The following is a 26,979-nucleotide window of genomic DNA, read 5'->3' as shown; positions in this document are numbered from 1 at the left end:
CGAGCTGCCCAGATGCAGGCGATGTCATCAGAGGAACCGGAGGGCTTAGAAAAATCCGGTTTTCTGATCCCCTCAGGCACAAGGGCAAACGGGGCGGCATCCGTGTCATTTACTACTACTGGCTATCGGGCATGCAGTTCTGGTTGTTCACCCTTTACGGGAAAGACATGCAGGATGACCTGACAGATCAACAGCGAAAAACGCTGAAAACGATGCTCGAACGCGAATACCTGATGAGGACATACCATGCACCGCAACCTCTTCACTGAACTCAGCGAAGGCTTCGACGCCCTGGCCGAGGAGCGTGCAGGAAAAATGACCCTGCGCTCGCACAAGGTGAATTACCAGGAACTCGCGCCACTGGCTCCCAACGAGTTGCTTGAACTGCGCCAGCAACTGAACATGTCCAGAGCAGTCTTCGCGAACTATCTGCGGACCAATGCCCGAACGCTGGAGAACTGGGAGCAAGGTCGCTCCAAGCCGAATGCGCAAGCCATCGCCTTGATCCGCCTGGTACAAAAGTTCCCCGAAACGGTGGAGCACCTTGCAGCAATCAGCTGATCGTTAAAACTAATGTAATTCTGGTCATAGCGACGATAAAAACTACATTCCGCCATCATTCTGCATCTTAATTACGAACACCCCGCTTCATAAAATGACCACCAGCCATCTCCTATACTCAGGCTCCGCCCCTCGCGCAGCCGCTCTGGCAAGGTCACTTCATGAACAAGAAAAACCGCCACCCCGCCGACGGCAAACAGCCCATCACCATCTTCGGCCCGGACTTCCCTTTCGCCTTCGACGACTGGCTGGAGCACCCGGCCGGCCTGGGCAGCATTCCGGCTGAGCGCCATGGTGAGGAAGTCGCCATCGTCGGCGCCGGTATCGCCGGCCTGGTCGCGGCCTACGAATTGATGAAGCTGGGCCTCAAGCCCGTGGTGTACGAGGCCTCGAAGCTCGGCGGGCGGCTGCGATCGCAGGCCTTCAACGGCACCGACGGCGTCATCGCCGAGCTCGGCGGCATGCGCTTTCCGGTGTCCTCCACCGCCTTCTACCACTACGTCGACAAGCTGGGCCTGGAAACCAGGCCCTTCCCCAACCCGCTGACGTCCGCATCGGGCAGCACGGTGATCGACCTCGAAGGCCAGACCTACTACGCCGAAAAGGCCAGTGACCTGCCGAAACTGTTCCATGAAGTGGCAGACGCCTGGGCGGATGCGCTGGAGAGCGGCGCCAGGTTCGCCGACATCCAGCAGGCGATCCGTGACCGTGACGTACCTCGGCTGAAAGAGTTGTGGAACAAACTGGTACCGCTGTGGGACGACCGCACCTTCTACGACTTTGTCGCTACCTCGCGCTCGTTCGCCCAGCTGAGCTTCCAGCACCGCGAAGTGTTCGGCCAGGTCGGTTTCGGCACTGGCGGCTGGGACTCGGACTTCCCCAACTCGATGCTGGAAATCTTCCGCGTGGTGATGACCAACTGCGACGATCACCAGCACCTGATCGTCGGTGGCGTGGAACAGGTGCCACAGGGTATCTGGCGCCATGTGCCGGAGCGTTGCGCCCATTGGCCGGAAGGCACCAGTCTCAGCTCGCTGCATGGCGGCGCACCGCGCACCGGGGTCAGGCGCATCGCCCGCGCGACCGACGGGCGCCTGGCGGTCACCGACAACTGGGGCGATACCCGCCACTATGGTGCAGTACTCGCCACCTGCCAGAGCTGGCTGCTGACCACCCAGATCGACTGCGAAGAGTCGCTGTTCTCGCAGAAGATGTGGATGGCTCTGGACCGCACCCGCTACATGCAGTCTTCGAAAACCTTCGTCATGGTCGACCGGCCGTTCTGGAAGGACAAGGACCCTCAGACCGGCCGCGACCTGATGAGCATGACCCTCACTGATCGCCTCACCCGCGGGACCTACCTGTTCGACAACGGTGACGACAAACCGGGGGTGATCTGCCTGTCCTACGCCTGGATGAGCGACGCTCTGAAGATGCTGCCGCATCCCGTGGAAAAGCGCGTGCAGCTGGCCCTGGATGCACTGAAGAAGATCTACCCCAAGACCGATATCGCCGGGCATATCATCGGCGACCCGATCACCATTTCCTGGGAGGCCGACCCGCACTTCCTCGGCGCCTTCAAGGGCGCGCTGCCGGGCCACTACCGCTACAACCAGCGCATGTACGCGCACTTCATGCAGCAGGACATGCCCGCCGAACAGCGCGGCATGTTCATTGCCGGTGACGATGTGTCGTGGACCCCGGCCTGGGTCGAAGGTGCGGTGCAGACGTCGCTGAATGCGGTGTGGGGTATCATGAACCACTTCGGTGGTCACACCCACCCGGACAACCCAGGCCCGGGTGATGTGTTCGACGAGATCGGGCCCATCGCCCTGGCTGACTGAAACCAAGGAGGCAGCATGCGCATCGCTCTGTTCCAGGGCGCACCCAACCCGCTGGACGTGCCCGGCAACCTGCAACGGCTGCGCCACCAGGCGCAGCTGGCGGCCGAGCGTGGCGCGCAATTGCTGGTGTGCCCGGAGATGTTCCTGAGCGGCTACAACATCGGCCTGGCGCAGGTCGAACGGCTGGCTGAAACCGACGATGGTCCCTCGGCCATGGAAGTGGTGGAGATCGCCCAGGCGCACCGTATCGCTATCGTCTACGGCTACCCGGAGCGCGCCGATGACGGGGCGATCTACAACAGCGTGCAGTTGATCGATGCCCATGGCCGCAGCCTGTGCAATTACCGCAAGACCCACCTGTTCGGCGAGCTGGACCGGGCGATGTTCAGCCCTGGCGCCGATCATTTCCCGGTGGTCGAGCTGGAGGGCTGGAAGGTGGGCATGCTGATCTGCTACGACATCGAGTTCCCGGAGAACGCCCGGCGCCTGGCGTTGGCAGGAGCCGAGCTGATCCTGGTGCCGACGGCGAACATGACGCCGTACGACTTCGTCTGCCAGGTGACCGTGCGCTCGCGGGCGCAGGAGAACCAGTGCTACCTGGTGTATGCCAACTACTGCGGGGCCGAGGACGAGATCCTCTACTGCGGGCAGAGCAGCATCATCGGGCCCGATGGCAGCCTGCTGGCCATGGCCGGGCGCGATGAGTGCCAGTTGCTGGCTGAGCTGGAGCATGAGCGGGTGGTGCGGGGGCGTGAGGCGTTTCCTTACCTGACCGATCTGCGTCAAGAGTTGCATCTGCGCCAGGGCTGACAGGGGCCGCTTTGCGGCCCATTCGCGGGACAAGCCCGCTCCTACAGGAATCGCATATGCCTAGGCTTGCCCCGCGAATGGGCCGGGCCTGCCTTGCAAATGGGTTAGCATGAACACCTGCCCCGGAGTTCCCATGCCTGACACCACCCGCCACCTCACCCTCGCCAACGGCTTGCAGCTGACCCTGCGCCACGCCCCGCGCCTGAAGCGCTCGGCGGCCGCCTTGAGGGTGCATGCGGGAAGCCATGATGCCCCAACCGCATGGCCTGGGCTGGCCCACTTCCTGGAACACCTGTTCTTCCTCGGCACCGCACGCTTCCCTCTTGAAGACGGCCTGATGCGCTACGTCCAGGCCCTTGGCGGCCAGGTCAATGCCAGCACCCGCGAGCGCACCACCGACTTCTTCTTTGAACTGCCGCCCGCCGCACTGGCCGGTGGCCTGGAGCGCCTGTGCCAGATGCTTGCCGAACCGGACCTGAGCATCGAACGGCAAAGCCGCGAGCGGGAAGTCATCCACGCCGAATTCATCGCCTGGTCACGCAACCCGCAGGCGCAGCAGCAGTTTGCCTTGCTGCAATCGGTGGCTGGCGATCATCCGCTGGTCGGCTTCCATGCAGGCAACCGCTATTCCCTCGTTTTGCACAATATTGCCTTCCAGCAAGCGCTCACGGGCTTTCACCAGCGCTTCTACCAGGGCGGCCAGATCACCCTGAGTCTCTGTGGCCCGCAGCCACTGGATGAACTTGAACAACTCGGCAAGCAATACGCCGGGGTCTTCGAAACGGGCGGCCTTGTGCCACAAGCCTTGCCACCCGCCTTGGCCGCCAACAAGCCGCTATTGTTCGCCCACGAGGGCCTGCCCGCAGGTGCAGAGCAGGCGCTGGAACTGCTGCTAACCAACCTCGGCGACAACCGCCCCGGCACTTGGCTGAATGCTCTCGAACAGCGCGGCTGGCTCAAAGCGTGCCAGGTCGAGAAGTTGTATGCCTTCGCCGGGCAACTGCTCTGGCACATCGACCTGAAACTCGCCGCGGATGCCGACACCGGTGAAGCGCTGAAGCTGCTGCATGGCTGGTTCGACTTCATCCGCCAGTCAGACTCCGCCCTACTCAACAGCGCGTTTGGCCGCCTGCAACGACGTCGCGAACGCAGCGCCAGTGCACTGGAGCTGGCCCGCCGCGACAGCGCCGGGCAGCTGTTTGCAGCACTTGATAAACAAGCTCTGGGCGCGCTCGAAGCGTTGCTTGAACAGCTGCCACGTCAGGCATACGGGCAATGGCAACTGCCTGCGACCGAGCCGTTGTTGTTCGATGAACTACCCACCGATCTTACTGCGGAGCTGCCACCTGCGCTGGCCATGAGCGACCTGCTTCCACCCGCCAGGCAATACGCAGCACTTTATCTGCGCTGGCACGTGCCATCGGCATTGCGCCAGCGCCTGCAGAGTGTACTTGAACGCGCCTTGCATCCCCTGCAGGCACGTTGCGAACAGGCCTGCGTGCAACTGCAGTTCAACGCTTCTGGCGAATACTGGCAGCTACGTTGCGCTGGCCACCCGGCAGCCGTGGTACGCGCCACAGGCCAGGCGCTGGCGCTCATGCAGGCGCCCTCCAACTGGCAGCCATCGCCACCCGAGGCGCCCGCCCTGATACCGATCAGGGCATTGATCAATCAGCTATCTGACGCCGTGTTCGGCACTCTCCCCGCCGAAACGCCGCTCTGCACACTCGATCAGGCGCTGCTCGACGACGCCTGGCAGCACAGCCACTGGCAGGGCCTGGCTGTAGGCTTCGACACCAGCGCCGCGCAGGCGCTGGGCGCAGTGCTGCAAGGCTGCCCAGGACAAGGCGCGGTGCCCACGCCTGCCGCCCTCTGGACCGGCCATCGCTGGCACCATGCCAAGGTGCCGGGCAGTGAACATGCCCTGCTGCTGTTCTGCCCACTACCCGCCGGGCAGCAAGCCATTGGTCGACTCCTGGCCCAGCTGCTGCAAGGCCCGGTGTATCAACGACTGCGAGTCGAGCTGCAACTTGGCTATGCCGTTTTCAGTACCTTCCGTCAGATCGAAGGCATCGGTGGCCTGCTGTTCGGTGTGCAGTCGCCACATGCCAGCCAGGGCGAAATCCTCGATCACCTGCGCGAGCTTCTGGGCCAGGGTGTCACACTCGATAGCCATGCTCGCCAGGCACTGGCCGAGCAGTTCGACGAGCCTGCCATGGCCAACGCCGAGGTCGCCGAATGGGCATGGCAGACACACCTGGCCACACAACCCGGCGATCTACTTGCGCTGCAGCGGGCTATTCTGATGACGCAACAAGCGGATCTGGACGACCTGCTAAGCGGCCTGCTCGGCTACGATTGCGCCTGGCTTTGCCTGGCCAACAGCGCCGCGCCGGATGCGTCCTGGCACTGATCTCGCGGGGATTGTTACGTTTACTGCAAGGGCGCTTATCAAAGAATTAACCTTTCAGTACAAAAATTTCTTGTAAGATAACGCTATCTCAGCCAATGGAACCTCCAGCTCCAGGTGGCACCCAATGAGTAGCTGAAGCACCCCAACCCCATCCGGAAGGAGAACGCCCATGTGGACCAAACCTGCATACACTGACCTGCGTATCGGCTTCGAAGTGACCATGTACTTCGCCAACCGCTAAGCCCTGCTTTGCGGTTCGACGCCTCGGCCCGCCGGGGCGTCGTCGTTTTTCCGATACGGCTTTTCGCAGAAGGAGTGGCCATGTACATCCAGATTCTCGGTTCCGCCGCCGGCGGTGGTTTCCCGCAGTGGAACTGCAACTGCGTCAACTGCAAGGGCTATCGCGACGGCAGCCTGCGTGCCACGGCGCGCACCCAGTCGTCCATCGCCCTGTCCGACGACGGTGAGCACTGGATCCTGTGCAATGCCTCGCCCGACATCCGCGCCCAGCTCCAGGCCTTCGCGCCGATGCAGCCGGCGCGTGCCCTGCGCGACACCGGCATCAACGCCATCGTCCTGCTCGACAGCCAGATCGACCACACCACCGGCCTGCTCAGCCTGCGCGAAGGCTGCCCACACCAGGTCTGGTGCACCGACATGGTCCACCAGGACCTGACCACCGGCTTCCCGTTGTTCAACATGCTCAGCCACTGGAACGGTGGCCTGCAGTGGAACCGCATCGAGCTTGAAGGCAGTTTCGTCATCGACGCTTGCCCCAACCTCACGTTCACCCCCTTCCCCCTGCGTAGCGCCGCGCCGCCCTACTCGCCGCACCGCTTCGACCCGCACCCGGGTGACAACCTCGGTCTGCTGGTCGAGGACACGCGCACCGGCGGCAAGCTGTTCTACGCCCCTGGCCTCGGCCAGGTCGATGACCAGCTGCTGCAGATGATGCACGGCGCTGACTGCCTGCTGGTCGACGGCACACTGTGGGAGGATGATGAAATGCAGCGCCGCGGTGTCGGCACCCGCACCGGCCGCGAGATGGGCCACCTGGCGCAGAACGGCCCGGGTGGCATGCTCGAGGTGCTCGACGGCTTCCCGCGCCAACGCAAGGTGCTCATCCACATCAACAACACCAACCCGATCCTCGACGAAGATTCCCCCGAGCGCGCCGAAGTGCAGCGCCGCGGCGTCGAAGTCGCCTTCGATGGCATGAGCATCGAGCTGTAAGGAGGCCCCGTGAGCGACGCACTGCCAATGTCACCTGCCGAATTCGAGCAGGCCCTGCGCGCCAAGGGCGCCTACTACCACATCCACCACCCGTACCATGTGGCGATGTACGAGGGCCGCGCCACCCGCGAGCAGATTCAGGGCTGGGTGGCCAACCGCTTCTATTACCAGGTCAACATCCCAATGAAGGATGCCGCGATCCTGGCCAACTGCCCGGACCGCGAAATCCGCCGCGAGTGGATCCAGCGCCTGCTCGACCATGACGGCGCGCCCGGCGAGGACGGCGGTATCGAAGCCTGGCTGCGCCTGGGTCAGGCGGTCGGCCTCGACCCCGACCAGTTGCGCTCCCAGGAACTGGTGCTGCCAGGCGTGCGCTTCGCCGTCGATGCCTACGTCAACTTCGCCCGCCGTGCCAGCTGGCAGGAGGCGGCCAGCAGCTCGCTGACCGAGCTGTTCGCCCCGCAGATCCACCAGTCGCGCCTGGACAGCTGGCCGCAGCACTACCCGTGGATCGACCCCGCCGGCTACGAGTATTTCCGCACCCGCCTGGGCCAGGCTCGGCGCGACGTGGAACACGGTCTGGCGATCACTTTGCAGCACTACACCACCCGCGCGGGCCAGGAGCGTATGCTGGAAATCCTGCAGTTCAAGCTGGATATCCTCTGGAGCATGCTCGACGCCATGAGCATGGCCTACGAGCTGAATCGCCCGCCCTATCACACCGTCACCCAGCAACGGGTCTGGCACAAGGGGATTGCCCTATGAGTTTCGACCGCAAGCAAGTGCCGAACTGGCGCCCCGGCTACCGCTTCCAGTACGAACCGGCACAGAAAGGCCATGTGCTGCTGTACCCCGAGGGCATGATCAAGCTCAACGACAGCGCCGGCCTGATCGGCGGGTTGATCGACGGCAAGCGTGACGTGGCGGCGATCATTGCCGACCTCGAACAACAATTCCCTGGTGTGCCCGAAGTCGCCGACGACATCGAGCAATTCATGGAGGTGGCCCGTGCCGAACACTGGATCACCCTCGCCTGAGGTGCCGGTCGGCCTGCCGCTGTGGCTGCTGGCCGAGCTGACCTACCGCTGCCCGCTGCAGTGCCCGTACTGCTCCAACCCACTGGATTTCGCCGCCCAGGGCCAGGAGCTGAGCACCGAGCAGTGGTTCAAGGTAATGGCCGAGGCCCGCGAGATGGGCGCTGCGCAGATCGGCTTCTCCGGTGGCGAACCGCTGGTGCGCCAGGACCTCGCCGAACTGATTGGCGAGGCTCGCCGGCTGGGCTACTACACCAACCTGATCACCTCCGGCATCGGCCTGACCGAAGCGCGCATCGCCGCCTTCAAGGAGGCCGGGCTGGACCATATCCAGATCAGCTTCCAGGCCAGTGACGAGCAGGTCAACAACCTGCTGGCCGGCTCGAAGAAGGCCTTTGCGCAGAAGCTGGAGATGGCCCGTGCGGTGAAGGCCCACGGTTATCCGATGGTGCTCAACTTCGTCACCCACCGGCACAACATCGACAAGATCGACCGCATCATCGAGTTGTGCATTGCTCTCGAGGCGGATTTTGTCGAGCTTGCCACTTGCCAGTTCTACGGCTGGGCGCACCTCAACCGCCTGGGCCTGCTACCGACCCGCGCGCAGCTCGAACGTGCCGAACGCATCACCAACGAGTACCGGGCAAAGCTCAAGGCCGCGGGCAGCCCGTGCAAGCTGATTTTCGTCACCCCGGACTATTACGAGGAACGCCCCAAGGCCTGCATGAACGGCTGGGGCAGCCTGTTCCTGACCATCACACCGGACGGCACAGCCCTGCCCTGCCACGGCGCCCGGCAATTGCCGGTGCAGTTCCCCAACGTGCGCGACCATGACCTGCACCACATCTGGTACGACTCGTTCGGCTTCAACCGCTTCCGCGGTTACGACTGGATGCCCGAGCCGTGCCGTTCGTGCGACGAAAAGGAAAAGGACTTCGGCGGCTGCCGTTGCCAGGCCTTCATGCTGACCGGCGATGCCAGCAAGGCCGACCCGGTGTGCGCCAAGTCGGCCGACCACGGCATCATCCTCAAGGCCCGCGAAGAGGCGGAGACCGCCCAACTCGCCATCGAAGAGATGACCTTCCGCAATGAGCGCAACTCTCGTGTCATCGTCCGCGGCTGACTTCAGCGCTGCCCAGGCCGTTGCCGCCGGCACAGACTTTGCCGAACTCAAAGTCAGTGCCGAGGGGTTGTTCTGGAACGAATTCCGCCCGGCCGATGGTGCCTGCCGCATCTGGCAGTGGCGTGACCAGCAGGCGCGCTGCCTCACGCCCGATGGTTTCAGCGTGCGTAGCCGGGTTTACGAGTACGGTGGTGGCAGTTTCTGCCTGGGTGGCGATGGGCTGCTGTTCGTCAACGAAAAGGATCAGCAGGTCTATACCCAGCGCCTCGAAGGTGACGCACCACGCGCCCTGACCGACCAGGCCGATTGCCGCTATGGCGATGTGCAGTGGCACGACGGCAAGGTGCTGGCAGTCGAAGAACGTCATGGCGAAAGCGTCGAACATCGCCTGGTGGCACTGGACGGTACCACCCGCGAGGTGCTCGCCGAAGGCGCCGACTTCTATGCTTCACCTACGATCAGCGCGGATGGACAACGCCTGGCCTGGGTCGAATGGGACCGCCCGGCACAGCCCTGGACCATCACCCGGCTGATGTGCCGAGAACGCTGCCCCAGCGGCAACTGGGGAACGGTACGCTGCATGGCGGCCGATGACGAATCACTGCAACAGCCCCGCTTCGATGCTCAAGACCGGTTGTATTGCCTGTCCGACCGCAATGGCTTCTGGCAACCGTGGGGCGAAATCGACGGCCGCTGGCAAGCCCTGCCAGCAGAGCCTGCGGACCACGCCGCCGCGCCCTGGCAACTGGGCACCAGCACTTGGCTGCCCATGGGGCCGCAGAGCTACCTGGCCAGCTGGTTCGAAGGTGGCTTCGGGCAATTGGGCCTGCGCTCGGACGATGGACGGGTGGAGCGATTCGCCAGCGCCTATACCCGCTTCCGCAGTCTGGCCATGGATACCGAATACCTGTATGCCGTCGCGGCCTCGCCGATCAGCCCACCAGCAGTGATTGCCATTGCCCGGGCAAACCATGAGGTCATCGTGCTGGCCGGTGGCGCAGAAGTGCTTCCTGCGGCGCACATCAGCCTGCCGCAATCGATTCGTTACGAGAGCGGCGACGCGTTTGCCCATGGCTTCTTCTATCCAGCAAGCAGCACCAAAGGCCCTGCGCCTTTGCTGGTGTTCATCCACGGCGGCCCGACCTCGGCCTGCTACCCGGTGCTCGACCCGCGCATCCAGTACTGGACCCATCGCGGTTTCGCCGTGGCCGACCTGAACTATCGGGGCAGCACCGGTTATGGCCGGGCATACCGCCAGGCGCTGCACCTGCGTTGGGGCGAAAGCGATGTGCAGGATGCCTGTGCCGCCGTCGAGTATCTGGCCGGGCAAGGCCTGATCGACCCTGGCAAGGCCTTCATTCGCGGCGGCAGTGCCGGTGGCTACACCACGCTGTGCGCCCTGGCTTTCCACGAAGTGTTCCGCGCGGGTGCCAGCCTTTACGGGGTCAGTGATCCGATTGCCCTGGGCCAGGCCACGCACAAGTTCGAAAGTGATTACCTGGACTGGCTGATCGGTGACCCGCAGCAGGATGCCGAACGTTATCGCCAGCGCACGCCGCTGCTGCATGCCACGCAGATCAAGGTGCCAGTTATCTTCTTCCAGGGCGACCTGGATGCAGTGGTGGTGCCGGAGCAGACGCGCTCGATGCTGGCCGCGTTGCAAGCCAATGGCATTGAGGCTGAAGGGCATTTCTATGCAGGGGAACGGCACGGATTCCGCAAGGCCGAGAATCTGGCGCATGCGCTGGAGGAAGAGTGGAAATTCTATTGCCGTGTGTTGGAGAACTGACAGCCTGGGGCCGCCGTGCGGCCCCAGGCATCCTCAGCGCTTGGCGATGATATACACCGCATGCACGATCCCCGGGATGTAGCCCAACAGGGTCAGCAGTATGTTCAGCCAGAACGCCCCGCCAAACCCCACCTGCAGAAATACACCCAGCGGCGGCAGGATGATGGCGATGATGATGCGAATGAAGTCCATGCGGGTCTCTCCTGAAGGGGTTACAAGGAAGACCCGTTGCGCTTGCTGGAGGTTCCACAGGCAAAAAAAAACGCCCCGGGCCAAATGAAACAGGCACGGGGCGATGCGCAGAAACGCCAGACGGTTCGTAGAATTCTTGATCAGGCCGGCATTTCGCGGTGGGCCTGTTGTTGCGCATGCAAGCGGGCAAAGGCCCGGGTCAGGCGCAGGAGCATTTCGTCGATATTGCCCTTGCTCACGGTCAGCGCCGGCGAGAAGCGCACGACATCGGCCTGCGGCGCGTTCAGCAGCAAACCTTCATTCAAGGCAGCCTCGACCAGTTCCTTGGCCAGGTTTTCCTGCAACTGCAACGCCCACAGAAGCCCCTGGCCGCGCACTTCGCCCTGGCCATAGCGGCCGGCCAAGCGGCTCAGGCCATCACGCAGATGACGACCACTGTCCTGCACCTGCCCGAAGAAGCCCGGTTCCAGCACGGTTTCCAGTACGGCCAGACCCGCAGCGCTCATCAGTGCATTGCCGTGATGGCTGCCCTCCAGCTCGCCCGTTTCGGCGCAGCAGGCTGTCCCGCGGGCGAGCAGAGCCGCCAGGGGCACACCGCCACCCAGGCCCTTGCCCAGCGTGATGATGTCGGCACGTACACCGTAGGTCTCTTCCGCCAGCAATGCCCCACAACGGCCAATACCCGTCTGCACTTCGTCGAGAATCAGCAGGATGCCCAGTTCCCGGCAGAGCTTTTCCACACCCTGCAGGTACTCACGTGTCGCCGGGATCACCCCCGCCTCGCCCTGGATCGGCTCGAGCATGATCGCCACGGTGCGCGAATCGACCTCGGCATGCAGCGCCGCCAGGTCGTTGAACGGCACTTTGCTGAACCCCGGCAGGCCCGGCTCGCAGCGGTTGCACGGTAGCGGGTCGGAGGCCGACAGAGCGCCCAGGCTGCGGCCATGGCAGGCCTGACTGGCAGTAATGATGTGGTAGGCGCCGTTGCGGTGCAGCTGGCCCCACTTGCGCGCCAGCTTGATCGCCCCTTCGCAGGCCTCGGCACCGCTGTTGAGCAAGTAAGCCTGGTCGCTACCCGTGCTCTGGCACAGGCGGTTGACCAACGCCAGCAGGCCACGGCTGTGGTAGCCCGCACCCGGGTTGATCAGCGCCTGGGCCTGGTTGCCCAGCGCCTTGACCAGCGCCGTCGGGCTGTGCCCGAGGCTGTTGACCGCGCCGCCCTGGGTGAAGTCCAGATAGGCATGCCCTTCGTTATCCCACAACCAGGAGCCCTGGCCACGCACGAACACTTGCTCCGCACGTTCGGTGCTCGGCATCAGGCGCTCGCGCGACAACTGCGGCGCATCCGCCACGATCACCGGCGCACGCTTGGGCTCGGCAACCGCGGCAGGGGCCGAACGGCGCAGGTTGAACAGGTTCATCGGGGCTCCAACCAATCACGGTAAAGGGCGGCCAGGGGTCCGGTCTTGCTGCCGGCGCTGGATAATTTTGCCTTGCCTATCAAAAGTGTTTTTCAAACGCGGTAACAATGAGCTGATTGATCGCTGTAACCCGTTGGAATACGGCGATAGACTAGGCCTCGGCGGCGTTCGCGGCCATTTCGTTTTCCCAGCTTTTTCGATAAGTGTTACTTATGGATTTTCGCCAACTGCGTTATTTCGTCGCGGTGTATGAAGAAGGCCACGTTGGCCGCGCCGCCGAACGCCTGTCGCTGTCGCAACCGGCTCTGTCACAACAGATTCGCCAGCTTGAGCACAGCCTCGACCTCAGCCTGTTCGAACGCAGCAACAAGCGCCTGCTGCCGACCCTGGCGGCACACACCCTGTACAACCATGCCTTGCCGCTGCTGGATGGCCTGCAACGTGCCCATGAGGCCATGCGCAACTTCAAGGGCCAGTCACTGCGCACCTTGGCCATCGGGGTGCTGCAGACCGTGCGGCCAAGCCTGGTGCCACAGCTGCTGGAGCGTGTGCGCAAGGCCCAGCCGCATCTCGTGGTGCAGATCTACGAACTGTCGGGGCTGGAAATCGAACGGCGGCTGCTCAATGGCAATCTGGACATCGGCATCAGCTACCTGCCACCGCGCCAGCCAGGGCTGCACGGCTCGCTTCTGTACGAAGACGAATTGCAGGTTGTCATCCCGGATACCCACCCTCTGAAGGACTTCAAGAAAGTCTCCATTAAGCAGGCTGCCGAATTGCCCATGCTGATGCTCGGCGAGGAATTCCAGATCCGCCAAATCTGGAAGGAGCAGCTGGCCGCACAGGGCCGCAGGCCGCAGGTGCAAGCCGAGATGAACAACATGGCGGGGATTCTCGACAGCCTGGCGCACACCGCGCTGGCGACCATCCTGCCTGGGCGGGCCAAGGATGCTGCCGAGGATGACCAGGGTTTGCTGTGGAAACCCTTGAGTGAGCCGCGCGTGCCGCTCAAGGTCGGCCTGGTGTTCCGTGATGCCCAGCGCCAACAGGCGTCGGTGGAACTGCTGCGCACGTTGCTGGAGGAAGAGGCTGACGCCCGGCAATTGGGTGCCACGCCGCTGGATGTGCTTGGCTGAAAAACACGCAGACGAAGAAAACCCCGCCGAAGCGGGGTTCTCTAGACTGTTTCCCTGTGACATCCCTATCGCCCCGCCATCCTGGCAGGAAATCCTTCGTTGTCCCTGTTCTGTCCTTTGCGCTTCCTGCGCAACGTCCATGTAGAAAGATTAACTGTGGATCCAATCTGACGCCAGTGGCGAAAAGTCACCACGTCATGTAGGAAAAGGCTTACAAGAAGTAATATCTCGCAAACACTTCAAAACTGTTCGGCATCCAGCAGGTACAGCGACTCACTGCCCGCCTTCACCGAGGCCACCAACGAATTCACCCGTGGCAGCAAGCGCGCGAAGTAGAACCGCGCCGTGCCCAGCTTGGCTGCATAGAAGGCCTCGTCGCCCTCACCGGCCTTGGCCGCCCGCGCCATCAGTGCCCACATGTAGGCATAGGCCACATAGCCAAAGGCCTGCAGGTACTCGACCGAAGCGGCACCGATCTCATTCGGATTACCCTTGGCCTGCGCCAGCACCCACTCGGTCAACCCGTCGAGCTGATCCAGGTAGGCGCCCAGCGGCTTGGTAAATTCGCCCAGCTGGCCATCAGCACTGGCAATGAACTGGCGAATCTCGTCAGAGAAGAGCTTGTAGTACGCACCACCGCTGGCCACCACCTTGCGCCCCATGAGGTCCAGCGCCTGGATACCGTTGGTGCCTTCGTAGATCTGGGTGATACGCACATCGCGCACCAGTTGCTCCTGGCCCCACTCGCGAATGTAGCCGTGGCCACCGAATACCTGCTGCCCGTGCACCGTGCACTCAAGGCCAAGGTCGGTGAGGAAGGCCTTGGCCACCGGAGTCAGCAGTGCCACCAGCTCTTCGCTGCGTTTGCGCGTGACCGGGTCTTCGCTGTACTTGGCGCTGTCGAGCTGCATCGCCACATAAGTAGAGAAGGCACGACCGCCCTCGATCAGCGCCTTCATGGTCAGCAGCATGCGCCGCACATCAGGGTGGACGATGATCGGGTCGGCGGCCTTGTCCTTGGCTTGCGGCCCGGTCGGGGCGCGGCTCTGCAGGCGATCACGGGCATATTCCACAGCGTTCTGGTAGGAACGCTCGGCCGACGCCAGGCCCTGGATACCTACGCCCAGGCGTTCGTAGTTCATCATGGTGAACATGGCCGCCAGGCCCTTGTTCGGCTCGCCGACGATGTAGCCGACGGCCTCGTCGAAGTTCATCACGCAGGTCGCCGAAGCCTGGATGCCCATCTTGTGCTCGATCGAGCCACAGGTGGCCGGGTTGCGTGCGCCGAGGCTGCCATCTTGGTTGACCAGGAACTTCGGCACCAGGAACAGCGAGATGCCTTTGGGCCCCGCCGGTGCTTCCGGCAGCTTGGCCAGCACCAGGTGGACGATGTTCTCGGTCAGATCATGCTCACCGCCGGTAATGAAGATCTTGGTGCCGCTGACCTTATAGCTGCCATCGGCCTGGGGCTCGGCCTTGGTGCGGATGATGCCCAGGTCGGTACCGGCATGCGGTTCGGTCAGGCACATGGAGCCGGCCCAGACGCCGGCGTACATGTTCGGCAGGTACTGTTCCTTCAGCGCTTCACTGGCGTGGGCGTTGATCGACAGGCAGGCACCGGCGGTCAGCATCGGGTACAGGCCGAACGCCAGGCTCGAGGCGTTGACCATTTCCTCGACCTGGGCCGAGATTGCCTTGGGCATGCCCATGCCACCGAATTGCGGGTCACCGCCCACGCCCACCCAACCGCCTTCGGCGTAGGTGTTGTAGGCCTCGATGAAGCCGGCTGGCGTACGCACGGCACCATTGTCCCAGTGGCAGCCTTCTTCGTCGGCGGCGCGGCTGAGGGGGGCAATGGTCTTGCTGGTGACCTTGCCGGCTTCCTCCAGCACAGCCATGGCGGTATCCGCATCGACTGCCTCGGCCAGTTCGGGCAACTGCGCCCACAGCTCGGCCACGTTGAAGACTTCATTCAATACGAAGCGCATGTCGCGCAGGGGCGCTTTATAGTCAGCCATGACAACCTCTCGCTGGTCGGGTCGGGGCGGCTCGTGAAAAAGCAACCCGGGGTTGAATCCAGTGTAACCGAACAACTTTTGCGAGACATAGGGTCATCACGCGACCATGTAGTCTGTTCCAGTCACGCCATCCGCACTGCCCCGCGCTGAGATTGTTGACCATAAACCATGACACAGTTGCGCCCTGCACCCTTGGCGCTGTAAAGCGCCTGATCGGCGGACTTGAGCACTTCCTCCGGGTTGCGATGATCGACCAGCCGCTCGGCGACGCCGATGCTGATGGTTACCGAGACCGTACCACCGGCGCTGCCGCTACGGCGCTGACGCCCGGCGGAATCGTCCTGCGGGCGGCTGTTCTGGTCACGCAGGTGCATGGTGTAGTTGGCGATCAGCTCGCGTACCGCTTCCACGTGCGGTACGCACTCTTCGGCAGTCTTGCCGGCAAACACCAGGGCGAATTCTTCGCCACCGTAACGATAGGCGCGGCCACCGCCGGTGACCTTGGACAACCGGCTGGCGACCAGCCGCAGCACCTGGTCACCGACATCATGGCCGTGGGTGTCGTTGAATTTCTTGAAGTGGTCGACGTCGGTCATCGCGATCACGTAATTGCGACCCAGGCGTTGCATGCGCTCGTTCAACGCACGGCGCCCAGGCAAACCGGTCAGTTCGTCACGGAAGGCCATCTGATAGGCCTCGTGCGAGACCGCGGCGGCAATCATCAGCATCACCTGGCTGCACATGATGTTCAGGGTAAAGGGCAGGATGAAGGTCTTGGGCAGCATCCAGAAGATACCGACCAGGCCGATCAGCTGCGCCGCATGCAAGGGCCGGGGCTCGCGCAGGTATTGCACGACCAGCAAGACAAACACCACGAAGAACACCGGGTAGACCATCTGGATCAGGCTCATCCACTGGCCATGCAGCGACGGCCAGCGGATTTCCGCCAACCAGGCCAGCAGCGCTTGCGGGAAGCTTTGTTCCAGGGCCACGGCCACGCTGCCGACGGCAAACAGCACGGCGAAGCGGGCCAGCAGGTCCTGGGCCAGATGGGTACGTTCCTGCCAGGCGCCGAACAGCCCGTATAAGGCAGGTAACAACAGACACACCAGGTGGAAGATCACGGCCGCATCCTCGCGCACGCGGCCGTTGTCACGATAGAAGTCGGTCTGGGTATCGAGCAGGAAATAGGCGATGTACACCGTGACCATGAGGAACAGCTCACGCTGGCGGCGATACACGGCGCAGTAGGCACCGCCCAGCAGCAGGACCAGGGTGGGGAGGACGTTGAACAGTGATGTGAAGAAGACGCTGAGGTCTCTCACATAGGCCGCCGCAAGCCCAGCCAACAGCAAAAACAGCGAAGGCAGGAAATGGCTCGCGCGAACAGCGTTTAGACGAAACAAGGGCAATCTCCGACCCGGCAGATCAATAATAGCATTGTGCCTTCACTTCATCGGCAGCACACGTGAATAGATGAGTACACCGGTGGGGTTAACGGCAGCGGGGGTCGAAGGCTTGAGCTTTTCTTGTAACTGAAAGCCACCGCGATCGTTGTGTAGGAGCGGCCTTGCGTCGCGAAAGGGCTGCGTAGCAGCCCCAGCGATCTATGCATGCACTCTGAAACCTCGGGGCCGCTGTGCGGCCCTTTCGCGACACAAGGCCGCTCCCACAGGGGGTAGCGTTACAGGTCGTTGTTGAACGGCAGCAGTGCCCCCTGCGCAGTGGAGCGCCCTGAGGCACCCACGGCATTGAGCTGGAAATCGGCGTCCAACGCTTGCCGTGAGGTACTGCCCGGCTTTTGCGTAACCGCGTTCTCATCGCCCTTCTCACCCTGCGGCAGTATCAGTGACGGGTGATCGAACGGTGCCCGCTCCCAGGCGACGCGCGGGTCGGTCAAGCCGACTTCCATGAACTTGACCAGTGCATCCACTTCATCCGGGGTCAAGTTCAGCGCGGTCATGTCCGGATCAAGGTTGGAGCCGTTGTGCTGATTGACTGCCGGGTGCTCGAAGCCGCTGGTGTTGCTGGCGTCCTCGCCACGCCGGTCACCGCCGCGGTTGTAGAACTCCATCACCTGCTGCAGCGTTGCCCGGCTGCCGTTGTGGAAGTACGGCCCGGTCAAGGCAATGTTACGCAGGGTCGGGGTCTTGAAGGCGCCATCGACCGAGTCGCGGAAACCGACACTGGGCTTGAGGGTCGGGTCGCAGGGAACCGCTGCGCTCAGCGGCGCCTCGAAGGTGCACACATCGACTTCCAGTGGGTCAGGAATATTCCCACCTTGCAGCTGGGTGTTGTACTCGCGGGTGAAGGACAGAGGATTGCCCCAGGCGTCCGAGCCACCCAGCGCCAGGTCCTCGGAGGTCGGGCGCACACCGGTGTTGTAGAACCCGTTGTCGTAGAGCGTGGTCAGGCCGTCGGCCATGACCATGCGCTCGATGCGCTCATGAGGCTGGAACAACAGCCGGCTTCCCGCGTTGGTCAACTCGGCGCCCCCATGGCAGGCGACACACTTGCCCTTGCCCAGGAACAGCTCCATGCCCTGCACCTGCTGGGCATTCATGGCGGTGTGGTCGCCCTGCAAATAGGCATCGAGTGGCGCCTGGTCGGAGATCAGCGTGGCCTCGTACATCTGGATCGCCAGCCCGAAGAACAGCGGGAAGTTCGCTTCCATCTGGGAGTAGGGCTCACTGCCCAGCAGAACCTGCTGCGTGGCATTCCACAGGCGGGGCTGGAAGGCGTTCTTGATCAGCTCGCGATAGGTCGGCCGACGGGCACTGGAGACAGGCCCGAGTACCGAATCGGTCGGCGAGATCTTCTGCCCCTTGAGCATCATGGTGTCTAGCATGCGCCGGCCAATGTCGGCGAAGGTGCGCCCGCCACAGGACATTTCCACCGCACTGCCGGGAGGCCCGACGGCTTGCGAGGCGGCCGAGGCATCCTTGAGGGCCAGCCGCACCTTGGCCGCCACGCCACTGCCATCCTTGGTCACGAAGATCCCCGCGTCAGGGTCGCGATTACCGAACGGCGAGAAGCCGTTGAACACGTTGTTGGCCCGCCCATCCCAGAAGTTGCGTACGTTGAAGGCTGCATTGATCACCGACGGCGCATTGCGACCGGTGCTCCGGCGCACGTTGATGCCACCCACCTGGAAGATGCCGTCCGGTTGCTGGGTGCATTTGTCGTAGCGCGATTGACGGGGTTTGACGAAGTTGGCATCGAACACACCTTGCGAGCCGATGACGTCATCACTCGAATAGACGATCGCCGAGTTGCGATCCAGGGGGTTGGCCAGCACGTGGGTGGGGAAGTCGCCCTTTTTCAACGTGTAGTTCGGGCCGCCCTTGCCACCGGAACGCATGGCGTAGCTCGGCACGTCGCCGGGAATATCAGCGGCCGTGAACGGCTTGTTGAAGATCGACGCGACGTTGGCATTGGTATTGGCTTGGCCGGGGTTGATCTGGTTGGTGACCCGGTGATCGACACCCGCGTGGTAGTGGCAGGAAGCGCAGGCGGTGGCCCCGTCACTGCCGATCGCCATGTCCCAGAACAGGGCCTTGCCCAACAGCACCACCGCCCCGCGATTGATCACATAATCGGACATCAGGTCGACCTTGCGGCCACCTTCGGTACCCGAGGGGTCCGGCGGCGTCATGCCACGCAGTGACTGCAGGGTAGGCACTTCCGGCGTCACCGGCTCGGTCTCGGCCGGGTCCGCGGCCCGAGCGCAGGTCAAAGGAAGGCCGGCGGCGAGTGTCATCGCTATCGCACAGGCCAGACGAGGGATTCGCAAGTTACTCAGATAGTCGACCATGATGGACTTCCCGACGGCTCAGGTTTTTCAGGCTGATCGTTCACGCAACTAAGTGCGCTTAATGCCACCATAGCTGTAACAAAGTATTTCGGTGCGAAACATTCAGTGATTTTTTATATCGGTTTATTTACGTGTTCATACCAATAAATACTGATCACCCAACTTACTCAGTTCCGGTGCAAATTCGCCCCCACTAGTGGGTGGCATTCCCCATGTTGCGTTCACGAAGCGTTCACAGACGCCAGAATTCCCAGCTCGCAGGCATCCTGCGCTTAGGTAAAACCTGGCAACGTATTTGCTATCTCATACAGAACGGCTGACCAATAGTTGGAGAAGTGTGGAATAAAACCAAGCTAATACGTGAAGAAGAACGAAAGCAGCACGCGCACGAAAGTTGCGCTGCGCCAGCTATGCTTATTTAAACGTATTGAAACAATGCAGACAGGCCCGATTAGGTCTAATTAAAATTTAAAGCCAAAAAAAAACGCCGATCACTAGGAGCGGCGTTTTTTTCAGTACCTCACCCGGGCTTAGTAACCCAGCGAGAAGTCTTCTTCTTTCATGTCCATCAGGTTGTTGGCACCCGACAGCATGGTGGCCACGTGAGCACGGGTGCGCGGCAGGATGCGCTGGAAGTAGAAGCGCGCGGTCTGCAGCTTGGCGGTGTAGAAGCCTTCTTCGCTGGTGCCGGCTGCCAGTTTTTCAGCCGCCAGGCGGGCGATGTCAGCCCAGAAGTAGGCCAGGCACGCGTAACCGGAATACATCAGGTAATCCACCGATGCAGCACCGACTTCCTCGCGGTCCTTCATCGCGGCCATGCCCACTTTCATGGTCAGCTCGCCCCACTCCTTGTTCAGCGCAGCCAATGGCTCGACGAACTCCTTGACCGCGTCATTGCCTTCCTGCGCCTGGCAGAACTTGTGCACGATCTTGGTGAAGCCCTTGAGCGCTTCGCCCTGGGTCATCAGCACCTTGCGGCCCAGCAGGTCGAGGGCCTGGATGCCGGTGGTGCCTTCGTACAGCATGGAGATGCGGCTGTCGCGCACGTTCTGCTCCATGCCCCACTCGGCGATGAAGCCGTGGCCACCGTAGATCTGCACACCGTGGTTGGCAGCCTCGAAGCCGACCTCGGTCATGAATGCCTTGGCGATCGGGGTCAGGAACGCCAGCAGGGCGTCGGCCTTCTTGCGCTCTTCCTCGTCCTGGCTGTACTTGACGATGTCCACCTGCTTGGCGGTGAAGTACACCATCGCGCGGTTGCCTTCAGCGAAGGCCTTCATAGTCAGCAGCATGCGACGCACGTCCGGGTGGACGATGATCGGGTCAGCGGCTTTGTCCGGTGCTTTCGGGCCGGTCAGAGAACGCATCTGCAGGCGTTCACGGGCATATTTCAGGCCACCCTGGAAGGCCACTTCGGCGTGGGCCAGGCCCTGCAGCGCAGTACCCAGGCGTGCGGTGTTCATGAAGGTGAACATGCAGTTCAGGCCTTTGTTGGCCGGGCCGATCAGGTAGCCGGTGGCAGCGTCGAAGTTCATCACGCAGGTGGCGTTGCCGTGGATGCCCATCTTGTGCTCGATCGAGCCACAGCTCACGCCGTTGCGCTCACCCACGCCGCCTTCGGCGTTGGGCAGGAACTTCGGCACGATGAACAGCGAGATACCTTTGGTGCCAGCCGGAGCATCCGGCAGACGCGCCAGCACGATGTGGACGATGTTGTCGGCCATGTCGTGTTCGCCGGCCGAAATGAAGATCTTGGTGCCGGAGACTTTGTAGCTGCCGTCGGCCTGTGGCTCGGCCTTGGTGCGCAGCATGCCCAGGTCGGTACCGCAGTGTGGCTCGGTCAGGCACATGGTGCCGGTCCACTCGCCGGACACCAGTTTGGTCAGGTAGGTGTGCTGTTGCTCGGCGGTGCCGTGCGCGGAGATGGTGTTCATCGCGCCGTGGGACAGGCCTGGGTACATGCCCCACGACCAGTTGGAACCGCCGACCATTTCGCTCAGGGCCAGGCCCAGCGACTCTGGCAGGCCCTGGCCGCCGTGCTCGACGTCATGCGCCAGGCTCGGCCAGCCACCTTCCACGAACTGCTCGTAGGCAGCCTTGAAACCGGTCGGGGTCTTCACGCCCGACTCGCTCCAGGTGCAGCCTTCCTGGTCACCGACACGGTTCAGCGGCGACAGCACCTGCTCACAGAACTTCGCGCCTTCTTCCAGGATCGCGTCGACCATGTCCGGTGTGGCGTCCTGGCAACCCGGCAGGCTCTGATAGTGCGCCTCGTAGCCGAGCAGCTCGTCGCGAACGAAACGAATATCACGCAAGGGGGCTTTGTAATCAGGCATTGCGATGAACCTCTGTGATGAGTTCGGTAGGGGACCGCTGATACCGACCAGCTCTTGTCGGCTTTCGGTCAAACAGTTGTTTGAAACTTACGTTTAGGACCGCCCGATGTCAAGGAGGGACTATAGTGCCATTTACGCCGCGAAAGATGGCGTTTATGCCATTGTGCAAAAATGCCCTCAGAAACGACTGTGGGAGCGGGCTTGACCCGCGAAAGCGCCAGCCCAGACAGGATAGGTTGTCTGTTCTGCCGCATTCGCGGGGCAAGCCCGCTCCCACAGAGGTAGCTGTCGGTCTGTCGGAATCAGGCGTAGGTATCGATGAACCGCCCAAGCATTTCGTCGGAAGCCTTGGCCACCTTTGCACCGAGTTCGACCTCGGTCTTGCCCAGGTTCAATTGCACGGTGCTGGTTGCCAGGTCCATCTGCTGGCTGCGGTCGACCCCGCGCAGGCGCTCGGCCTGGAAGTCGCTGGACTGGCTGGTGGCGGCGCGCTCGACCGAGGCATTGGCGATCTGGCCGGCGGCCTGATCGACGCGGTTCTGGCCGTTGTAGATGGCGTTGAGGCCGGCGTAGTACGCGGTGCTGCCGGTGATTTCCATGTCAGAACTCCAATGACGCTGGATATGAACAGGGCTAATTAAAGCAGGCCAGGCGCGAAAAGGCCCGTTTAAATCCCTAATGGCCCAGTGCTACTTGATAGGCCCTGGGCATACCTGCCAGCTCTCAATCCAGCAAGTCGAGTTGCAGGTGCTCCGCCACGGCATCCGCCGTAGCCTGCTTGAGCTTCGGCACCCGCCCCAGGCACGGCGCAGGCAAACGCTCCGCCAGGCTGGCGAGGTTTTCCTCCAGCCGCGAAGTCCGCGGTTCGATGATGTTCGCCACCCAGCCCGCCAGCTGCAGCCCGTCCCGAGCAATGGCTTCAGCACTGAGCAGCGCGTGGTTGATGCAGCCCAGGCGCACCCCGACCACCAGAATCACCGGCAGCTTGAGGGCAATTGCCAGGTCCGACAGGTTGGCGTGGTTGGACAATGGTACCCGCCAACCGCCCGCACCTTCGACCAGGGTGAAGTCTGCCCCCTGGTCCAGCACATGGCGCATGGCCCTGGACAACACGGCGACTTCCAGCGCAACACCCGCCTCCCGGGCCGCCACGTGCGGTGCAATGGCCGGCTCGAAGGCATACGGGTTGACCTCTTCGTAGGCGAGCTTGACCGAGCTTTCGTCGATCAGCGCCTGGGCATCACTATTGCGCAGGCCCTTAGGCGTCATCGTGCAACCTGAAGCCACCGGCTTCGCGCCCAAGGTACTCAGCCCCTGCAACCGTGCCGCATGCAGCAGCCCCGCCGCGATGGTGGTCTTGCCGACATCGGTGTCGGTCCCGGCTATGAAATAGGCCTGGCTCATGTCGCTCCTCTCATGCCTGTGGCTTGCGCATCACACCATAGACCACCTGATAGGTGGCCGGCAGCCCCTGGGGCTGGCGAAACGCTTCATAGGCCTGCAACAGGCCTTGCATGCGCGCACGACCGGTCAGGCCAGAAGGCCGCCCAGGGTTGAGATTGTGAGCGCCGAGCGCCTTGAGTTCGTGAGTCAGGCTGCGCACATCGGGGTAGTGCAGCACATGGGCCTGACGCTGCAGGCTGACCTGGACGAGGCCACTGGCTGCACAAAGGCGCTGATAGTCTTCAAACCTGCGGAAACGGTTGACATGCACCATGCCATCCACCGCCTGCCAGCTGGCACGCAACTCATCGAGGGTGCCGACGCACAGGCTGCTGAAGGCCAGGACTCCACCCGGACGCAATACGCGTCGGGCTTCGTCCAGCACACTGGCGAACTTACCGCACCACTGCACCGCAAGGCTGGTGAACACCAGGTCGACACAGGCATCACGCAGCGGCAGGCGCTCGGCATCGCCGGCCACGTAATACCGCGCCCCAGCCGGTTCACCACGTGCGTGGCACAGCATGCCTTCGGCGATATCCACGGCAACACCGGCTGCCTGGGTAAAACGTTCGCCCAGCACCCGGCTGAAATGCCCCGTGCCACTGCCAAGGTCCAGCCAGCGCGTCGGTGCCATGTCGTCCGGCAACTGGTCCAGCAGGCTCACGCCTACCGCACGCTGCAGGGCCGCAACGCTGTCGTAGCTGGCGGCCGCACGGGAGAACGATGCGGCCACCTGGCGCTTGTCCGGTAGCGCGCCGGGCAGGGTTGGACGGGAAAGGTCAGTCATCGCCACTCTCATGCAGGAAACTCTTGATGCCCGCCGCCAACTCCTGTGGATATTCCAGCAGGAAGGCGTGGGAACTGTCTTCGACCAGGCCGACTTCCACGTCGGGCAGCAGCTCGCTCAGCGCTTTGGCCGCCTCGGCCGGCACCAGCGCATCGCTGCCGGCGAACAGGTGCAACTGCGGGCCGCCATAGGCCTGCAGCGCCTCACGGGTATCGAGCCTGGCCAGCACTTCCAGGCCGGTGGCCAGGTACAGCGGGTCGGTGTCCGGCACGCCGACACCCAGTTGACGCAGGAGTGTGCGAGGCTGCAGGGCACCATCGCTGCACAGGGTGCGGAAGCGCTTGAGGGTCACCGAGGTGTGGCTGCGGCAACCATCGAGAAACGTGCCGAACGTGTCCTCGGCCATGCCATGTGGCCAATCGGCGCGGACCACGAAACTGGGGTTGCTGCCCAACGTCAGCAGGCCGCAGCAGTGATCGCCACGCTTGCGCGCCAGTTCGCTGGCGAGCATGCCGCCGAGCGACCAGCCACCCAGCCAGGTATCGCTGGGCAATTTGCGGTCAAGGTAGTCCACCCAGGCTTGCACATCGGCATCGGCCAGTTCCGGCAGGGGCATCAGTTCGACCTGCAGACGTGCGTCCTGGGCCCGCAGGCTGGCGGCGAGCGGCTCAAGGGCGGCGGTGCCCAGCCCCCAGCCGGGAAGAAGGATCAAACGGTTACGCATCGGCGGCCTCCAGCTGTGGATAACACTCGGCCAATGCATTCAACAATAGCTGTACCTGCGCCTCGCTGTGTGCGGCACTCAGGGTGACCCGCAAGCGGGCGCTGCCAGCAGGCACAGTTGGCGGGCGGATCGCGGTTACCAACAGGCCGCGGTCACGCAGCATGCGCGACAGCTTGAGGGCCTGGGCACTGTCGCCGATCAGGATCGGCTGGATCGGTGTAGGGCTGTCCATCAACTGCAGGCCGATTTGCGAGGCGCCCTGACGGAACTGGCGGATCAGCGCAGCCAGGTGCTCGCGGCGCCAGGCTTCGCGGCGCAGCAGCTCCAGGCTCTTGAGCGTGGCGCAGGCCAGCGCTGGCGGCTGGCTGGTGGTGTAGATATAGGGCCGGGCGAACTGCACCAGTGCTTCGATCAGCTCTTCGCTGCCGGCGACGAAAGCGCCGGCGGTGCCACAGGCCTTGCCCAGGGTGCCGATCAGCACCGGCACGTCGTCGATGCCCAGGCCGAAGTGCTCGACGATGCCGCCCCCCTGAGCCCCCAAGGTCCCCAGGCCATGGGCGTCGTCGACCATCAGCCAGGCCCCGCGGGCGCGGGCCACGGCGGCCAACGCCGGCAGGTCGGCAAGGTCACCGTCCATGCTGAACACGCCGTCGGTGACCACCAGGGTGTTGCCAGTTGCCTTGCCCAGGCGGCTGGCCAGGCTGATAGCGTCGTTGTGCAGGTAGCGGCTGAAACGGGCACCACTGAGCAGCCCGCCATCTAGCAGCGACGCGTGGTTCAGGCGGTCCTGCAGCACGGTGTCGCCCTGCCCCACCAGTGCGGTGATGGCGCCAAGGTTGGCCATGTAGCCTGTGGAAAACAGCAGCGCGCGTGGGCGGCCGGTCAGTTCGGCCAGCGCCTCTTCGACAGCATGATGCGGCGCGCTGTGGCCAATCACCAGGTGCGAGGCTCCACCGCCGACACCCCAGCGCTCGGCGCCAGCCTGCCAGGCAGCGATCACTTCAGGGTGGTTGGCCAGCCCCAGGTAGTCATTGCTGCAGAAGGCCAGCAAGCGCTGGCCATCGACCACTACCTCAGGCGCCTGCGGGCTTTCCAGCAATGGCCGCTGCCGATACAGGTCTGCGGCGCGCCGTTCGGCCAGGCGCGCCGCCAGGTCAAAGGCCATCTCAGGCCGACGCGGCGTTATAGAACAGCTCGCTGCTGCGTTGCTCGACCAGGGCCTGCTCGATGGCCGCCTGGTGCACTTCGTCGGCATGCTCTTCGCGCGCTTCAGGCTTGATGCCCAGGCGGGCGAACAGCTGCATGTCCTTGTCAGCCTGCGGGTTGGCGGTGGTCAGCAGTTTCTCGCCGTAGAAGATCGAGTTGGCGCCAGCCATGAAGGCGAGGGCCTGCATCTGCTCGTTCATTTGCTCGCGGCCGGCGGACAGGCGCACGTGCGACTTGGGCATGAGAATACGGGCAACTGCCAGCATGCGGATGAAGTCGAACGGGTCGACGTCCTCCTCCTCGGCCAGCGGGGTGCCCGCGACCTTGACCAGCATGTTGATCGGCACCGATTCCGGGTGCTCGGGCAGGTTGGCCAGCTGGATCAGCAGGCCGGCACGGTCGTCCAGCGACTCGCCCATGCCCAGAATGCCGCCGGAGCAGATCTTCATCCCGGCATCGCGCACGTAGGCCAGGGTCTGCAGGCGTTCGCTGTAGGTACGGGTGGTGATGATGCTGCCGTAGAACTCAGGCGAGGTGTCGAGGTTGTGGTTGTAGTAGTCCAGGCCGGCCTGAGCCAGGGCCGCGGTCTGCTCCTGGTCGAGCTTGCCGAGGGTCATGCAGGTTTCCAGGCCCATGGCCTTCACGCCTTTGACCATCTCCAGCACGTAGGGCATGTCCTTGGCCGACGGGTGCTTCCAGGCCGCACCCATGCAGAAGCGGGTGGAACCGATGGCTTTGGCGCGGGCGGCTTCCTCGAGCACCTTTTGCACTTCCATCAACTTCTGTTTTTCCAGCCCGGTGTTGTAGTGGCCGGACTGCGGACAATATTTGCAATCTTCCGGGCAGGCACCGGTCTTGATCGACAGCAGCGTCGAAACCTGTACGCGGTTTGGGTCGAAATGCGCGCGGTGCACGGTCTGCGCGTGGAACAGCAGGTCATTGAATGGCTGCTGGAACAGCGCCTTGACCTCAGGCAGGGACCAGTCGTGACGTGTTGTTGCAGTTGTGCTGGCGCTCATCGGCGTTTCCTTGTTTAGGCTGTAGCTGGCGCCGAGGCACAAGTGCCCGCCAGCGCATCACGGTTAGCTCGCA

General features: G+C 63.2%; 23 protein-coding genes and 1 pseudogene. 12 read left to right on the top strand and 12 right to left on the bottom strand.

The genetic code is table 11. From position 1 onward, the window contains the following. Positions 1–8: 8 nt before the first annotated feature. The 11 genes and pseudogenes from C2H86_RS28360 to C2H86_RS14050 form a co-directional block, all read left to right on the top strand. Positions 9–269, top strand: a pseudogene (locus C2H86_RS28360) (toxin); the annotation flags it as partial. Further along, complete coding sequence (locus tag C2H86_RS14095; protein ID WP_159408634.1) at positions 247–561, top strand: helix-turn-helix domain-containing protein; 315 nt, start codon at positions 247–249, stop codon at positions 559–561. The pseudogene C2H86_RS28360 and the gene C2H86_RS14095, both read left to right, overlap by 23 nt. A gap of 161 nt (positions 562–722) precedes the next feature. Further along, positions 723–2,405 carry a flavin monoamine oxidase family protein gene (locus C2H86_RS14090; protein ID WP_159408633.1) on the top strand — a complete coding sequence of 561 codons (1,683 nt, stop codon included), beginning with the start codon at positions 723–725 and terminating at the stop codon, positions 2,403–2,405. A 15-nt stretch (positions 2,406–2,420) separates the two neighbouring features. Beyond that, positions 2,421–3,215, top strand: coding sequence for a carbon-nitrogen hydrolase family protein (locus tag C2H86_RS14085; RefSeq protein ID WP_159408632.1), 795 nt, complete (start codon positions 2,421–2,423; stop codon positions 3,213–3,215). 133 nt (positions 3,216–3,348) lie between these two features. Then, entirely contained in the window at positions 3,349–5,628 is a 2,280-nt protein-coding gene (pqqF, locus tag C2H86_RS14080; protein ID WP_159408631.1) for a pyrroloquinoline quinone biosynthesis protein PqqF, read from the top strand. 169 nt (positions 5,629–5,797) lie between these two features. After that, the gene (gene pqqA / locus C2H86_RS14075; RefSeq protein ID WP_003243383.1) at positions 5,798–5,869 is read left to right on the top strand and encodes a pyrroloquinoline quinone precursor peptide PqqA; all 72 of its coding nucleotides are present in this window, start codon (positions 5,798–5,800) and stop codon (positions 5,867–5,869) included. Between the two features lie 80 nt (positions 5,870–5,949). Beyond that, positions 5,950–6,861 carry a pyrroloquinoline quinone biosynthesis protein PqqB gene (pqqB, locus tag C2H86_RS14070; RefSeq protein WP_159408630.1) on the top strand — a complete coding sequence of 304 codons (912 nt, stop codon included), beginning with the start codon at positions 5,950–5,952 and terminating at the stop codon, positions 6,859–6,861. A gap of 27 nt (positions 6,862–6,888) precedes the next feature. After that, positions 6,889–7,626: a pyrroloquinoline-quinone synthase PqqC gene (pqqC, locus tag C2H86_RS14065; RefSeq protein WP_181004558.1), complete on the top strand. Its 738-nt coding sequence runs from the start codon at positions 6,889–6,891 to the stop codon at positions 7,624–7,626. Further along, positions 7,623–7,898, top strand: a complete 276-nt coding sequence (gene pqqD, locus C2H86_RS14060; RefSeq protein WP_103448706.1) for a pyrroloquinoline quinone biosynthesis peptide chaperone PqqD — start codon at positions 7,623–7,625, stop codon at positions 7,896–7,898. The genes pqqC and pqqD overlap by 4 nt, the downstream gene beginning before the upstream one ends. Continuing rightward, a complete protein-coding gene (pqqE, locus tag C2H86_RS14055; RefSeq protein WP_159408629.1) occupies positions 7,870–9,018 on the top strand; it encodes a pyrroloquinoline quinone biosynthesis protein PqqE in 1,149 nt (382 codons plus the stop codon). The genes pqqD and pqqE overlap by 29 nt, the downstream gene beginning before the upstream one ends. After that, positions 8,984–10,807: a S9 family peptidase gene (locus tag C2H86_RS14050; RefSeq protein WP_159408628.1), complete on the top strand. Its 1,824-nt coding sequence runs from the start codon at positions 8,984–8,986 to the stop codon at positions 10,805–10,807. The genes pqqE and C2H86_RS14050 overlap by 35 nt, the downstream gene beginning before the upstream one ends. A gap of 33 nt (positions 10,808–10,840) precedes the next feature. Here the strand turns inward: C2H86_RS14050 and C2H86_RS14045 are convergent, their stop codons facing one another. Continuing rightward, positions 10,841–10,999: a YqaE/Pmp3 family membrane protein gene (locus C2H86_RS14045; RefSeq protein WP_009681539.1), complete on the bottom strand. Its 159-nt coding sequence runs from the start codon at positions 10,997–10,999 to the stop codon at positions 10,841–10,843. 140 nt (positions 11,000–11,139) lie between these two features. Next, the gene (locus C2H86_RS14040; protein ID WP_159408627.1) at positions 11,140–12,420 is read right to left on the bottom strand and encodes an aspartate aminotransferase family protein; all 1,281 of its coding nucleotides are present in this window, start codon (positions 12,418–12,420) and stop codon (positions 11,140–11,142) included. Between the two features lie 212 nt (positions 12,421–12,632). Between C2H86_RS14040 and C2H86_RS14035 the strand changes: the two genes are divergently transcribed. Next, entirely contained in the window at positions 12,633–13,556 is a 924-nt protein-coding gene (locus tag C2H86_RS14035) for a LysR family transcriptional regulator (protein ID WP_159408626.1), read from the top strand. Positions 13,557–13,795: 239 nt separating this feature from the next. Here C2H86_RS14035 and C2H86_RS14030 read toward each other — a convergent pair whose 3' ends face one another. The 10 genes from C2H86_RS14030 to bioB all read right to left on the bottom strand — a co-directional run bounded on the left by C2H86_RS14030 (position 13,796) and on the right by bioB (position 26,906). Continuing rightward, entirely contained in the window at positions 13,796–15,574 is a 1,779-nt protein-coding gene (locus tag C2H86_RS14030) for an acyl-CoA dehydrogenase C-terminal domain-containing protein (protein WP_159408625.1), read from the bottom strand. Positions 15,575–15,696: 122 nt separating this feature from the next. Continuing rightward, entirely contained in the window at positions 15,697–16,980 is a 1,284-nt protein-coding gene (locus C2H86_RS14025; protein ID WP_159408624.1) for a GGDEF domain-containing protein, read from the bottom strand. 278 nt (positions 16,981–17,258) lie between these two features. Next, positions 17,259–19,388, bottom strand: a complete 2,130-nt coding sequence (locus C2H86_RS14020; protein ID WP_205524547.1) for a cytochrome-c peroxidase — start codon at positions 19,386–19,388, stop codon at positions 17,259–17,261. A gap of 530 nt (positions 19,389–19,918) precedes the next feature. Further along, positions 19,919–21,724 carry a phenylacyl-CoA dehydrogenase gene (locus C2H86_RS14015; protein WP_110639226.1) on the bottom strand — a complete coding sequence of 602 codons (1,806 nt, stop codon included), beginning with the start codon at positions 21,722–21,724 and terminating at the stop codon, positions 19,919–19,921. Positions 21,725–22,026: 302 nt separating this feature from the next. Further along, a complete protein-coding gene (locus C2H86_RS14010; RefSeq protein WP_103448697.1) occupies positions 22,027–22,323 on the bottom strand; it encodes a pyrroloquinoline quinone biosynthesis protein PqqE in 297 nt (98 codons plus the stop codon). Between the two features lie 124 nt (positions 22,324–22,447). Continuing rightward, on the bottom strand, positions 22,448–23,128 hold the full coding sequence (gene bioD / locus C2H86_RS14005; RefSeq protein WP_159408623.1) for a dethiobiotin synthase: 681 nt from the start codon (positions 23,126–23,128) through the stop codon (positions 22,448–22,450). Positions 23,129–23,138: 10 nt separating this feature from the next. After that, entirely contained in the window at positions 23,139–23,957 is an 819-nt protein-coding gene (bioC, locus tag C2H86_RS14000) for a malonyl-ACP O-methyltransferase BioC (protein ID WP_159408622.1), read from the bottom strand. Further along, entirely contained in the window at positions 23,950–24,681 is a 732-nt protein-coding gene (locus C2H86_RS13995) for an alpha/beta fold hydrolase (protein ID WP_159408621.1), read from the bottom strand. The genes bioC and C2H86_RS13995 overlap by 8 nt, the downstream gene beginning before the upstream one ends. After that, complete coding sequence (gene bioF, locus C2H86_RS13990) at positions 24,674–25,846, bottom strand: 8-amino-7-oxononanoate synthase (RefSeq protein ID WP_159408620.1); 1,173 nt, start codon at positions 25,844–25,846, stop codon at positions 24,674–24,676. Before bioF ends, C2H86_RS13995 begins: the two co-directional genes overlap by 8 nt. A 1-nt stretch (position 25,847) precedes the next feature. Further along, positions 25,848–26,906 carry a biotin synthase BioB gene (gene bioB, locus C2H86_RS13985; RefSeq protein WP_159408619.1) on the bottom strand — a complete coding sequence of 353 codons (1,059 nt, stop codon included), beginning with the start codon at positions 26,904–26,906 and terminating at the stop codon, positions 25,848–25,850. Positions 26,907–26,979 lie beyond the last annotated feature (73 nt).

The organism is Pseudomonas putida, assembly GCF_009883635.2.
Lineage (GTDB): Bacteria > Pseudomonadota > Gammaproteobacteria > Pseudomonadales > Pseudomonadaceae > Aquipseudomonas > Aquipseudomonas putida_W.
This window is presented reverse-complemented; position numbering and strand designations above follow the sequence as displayed.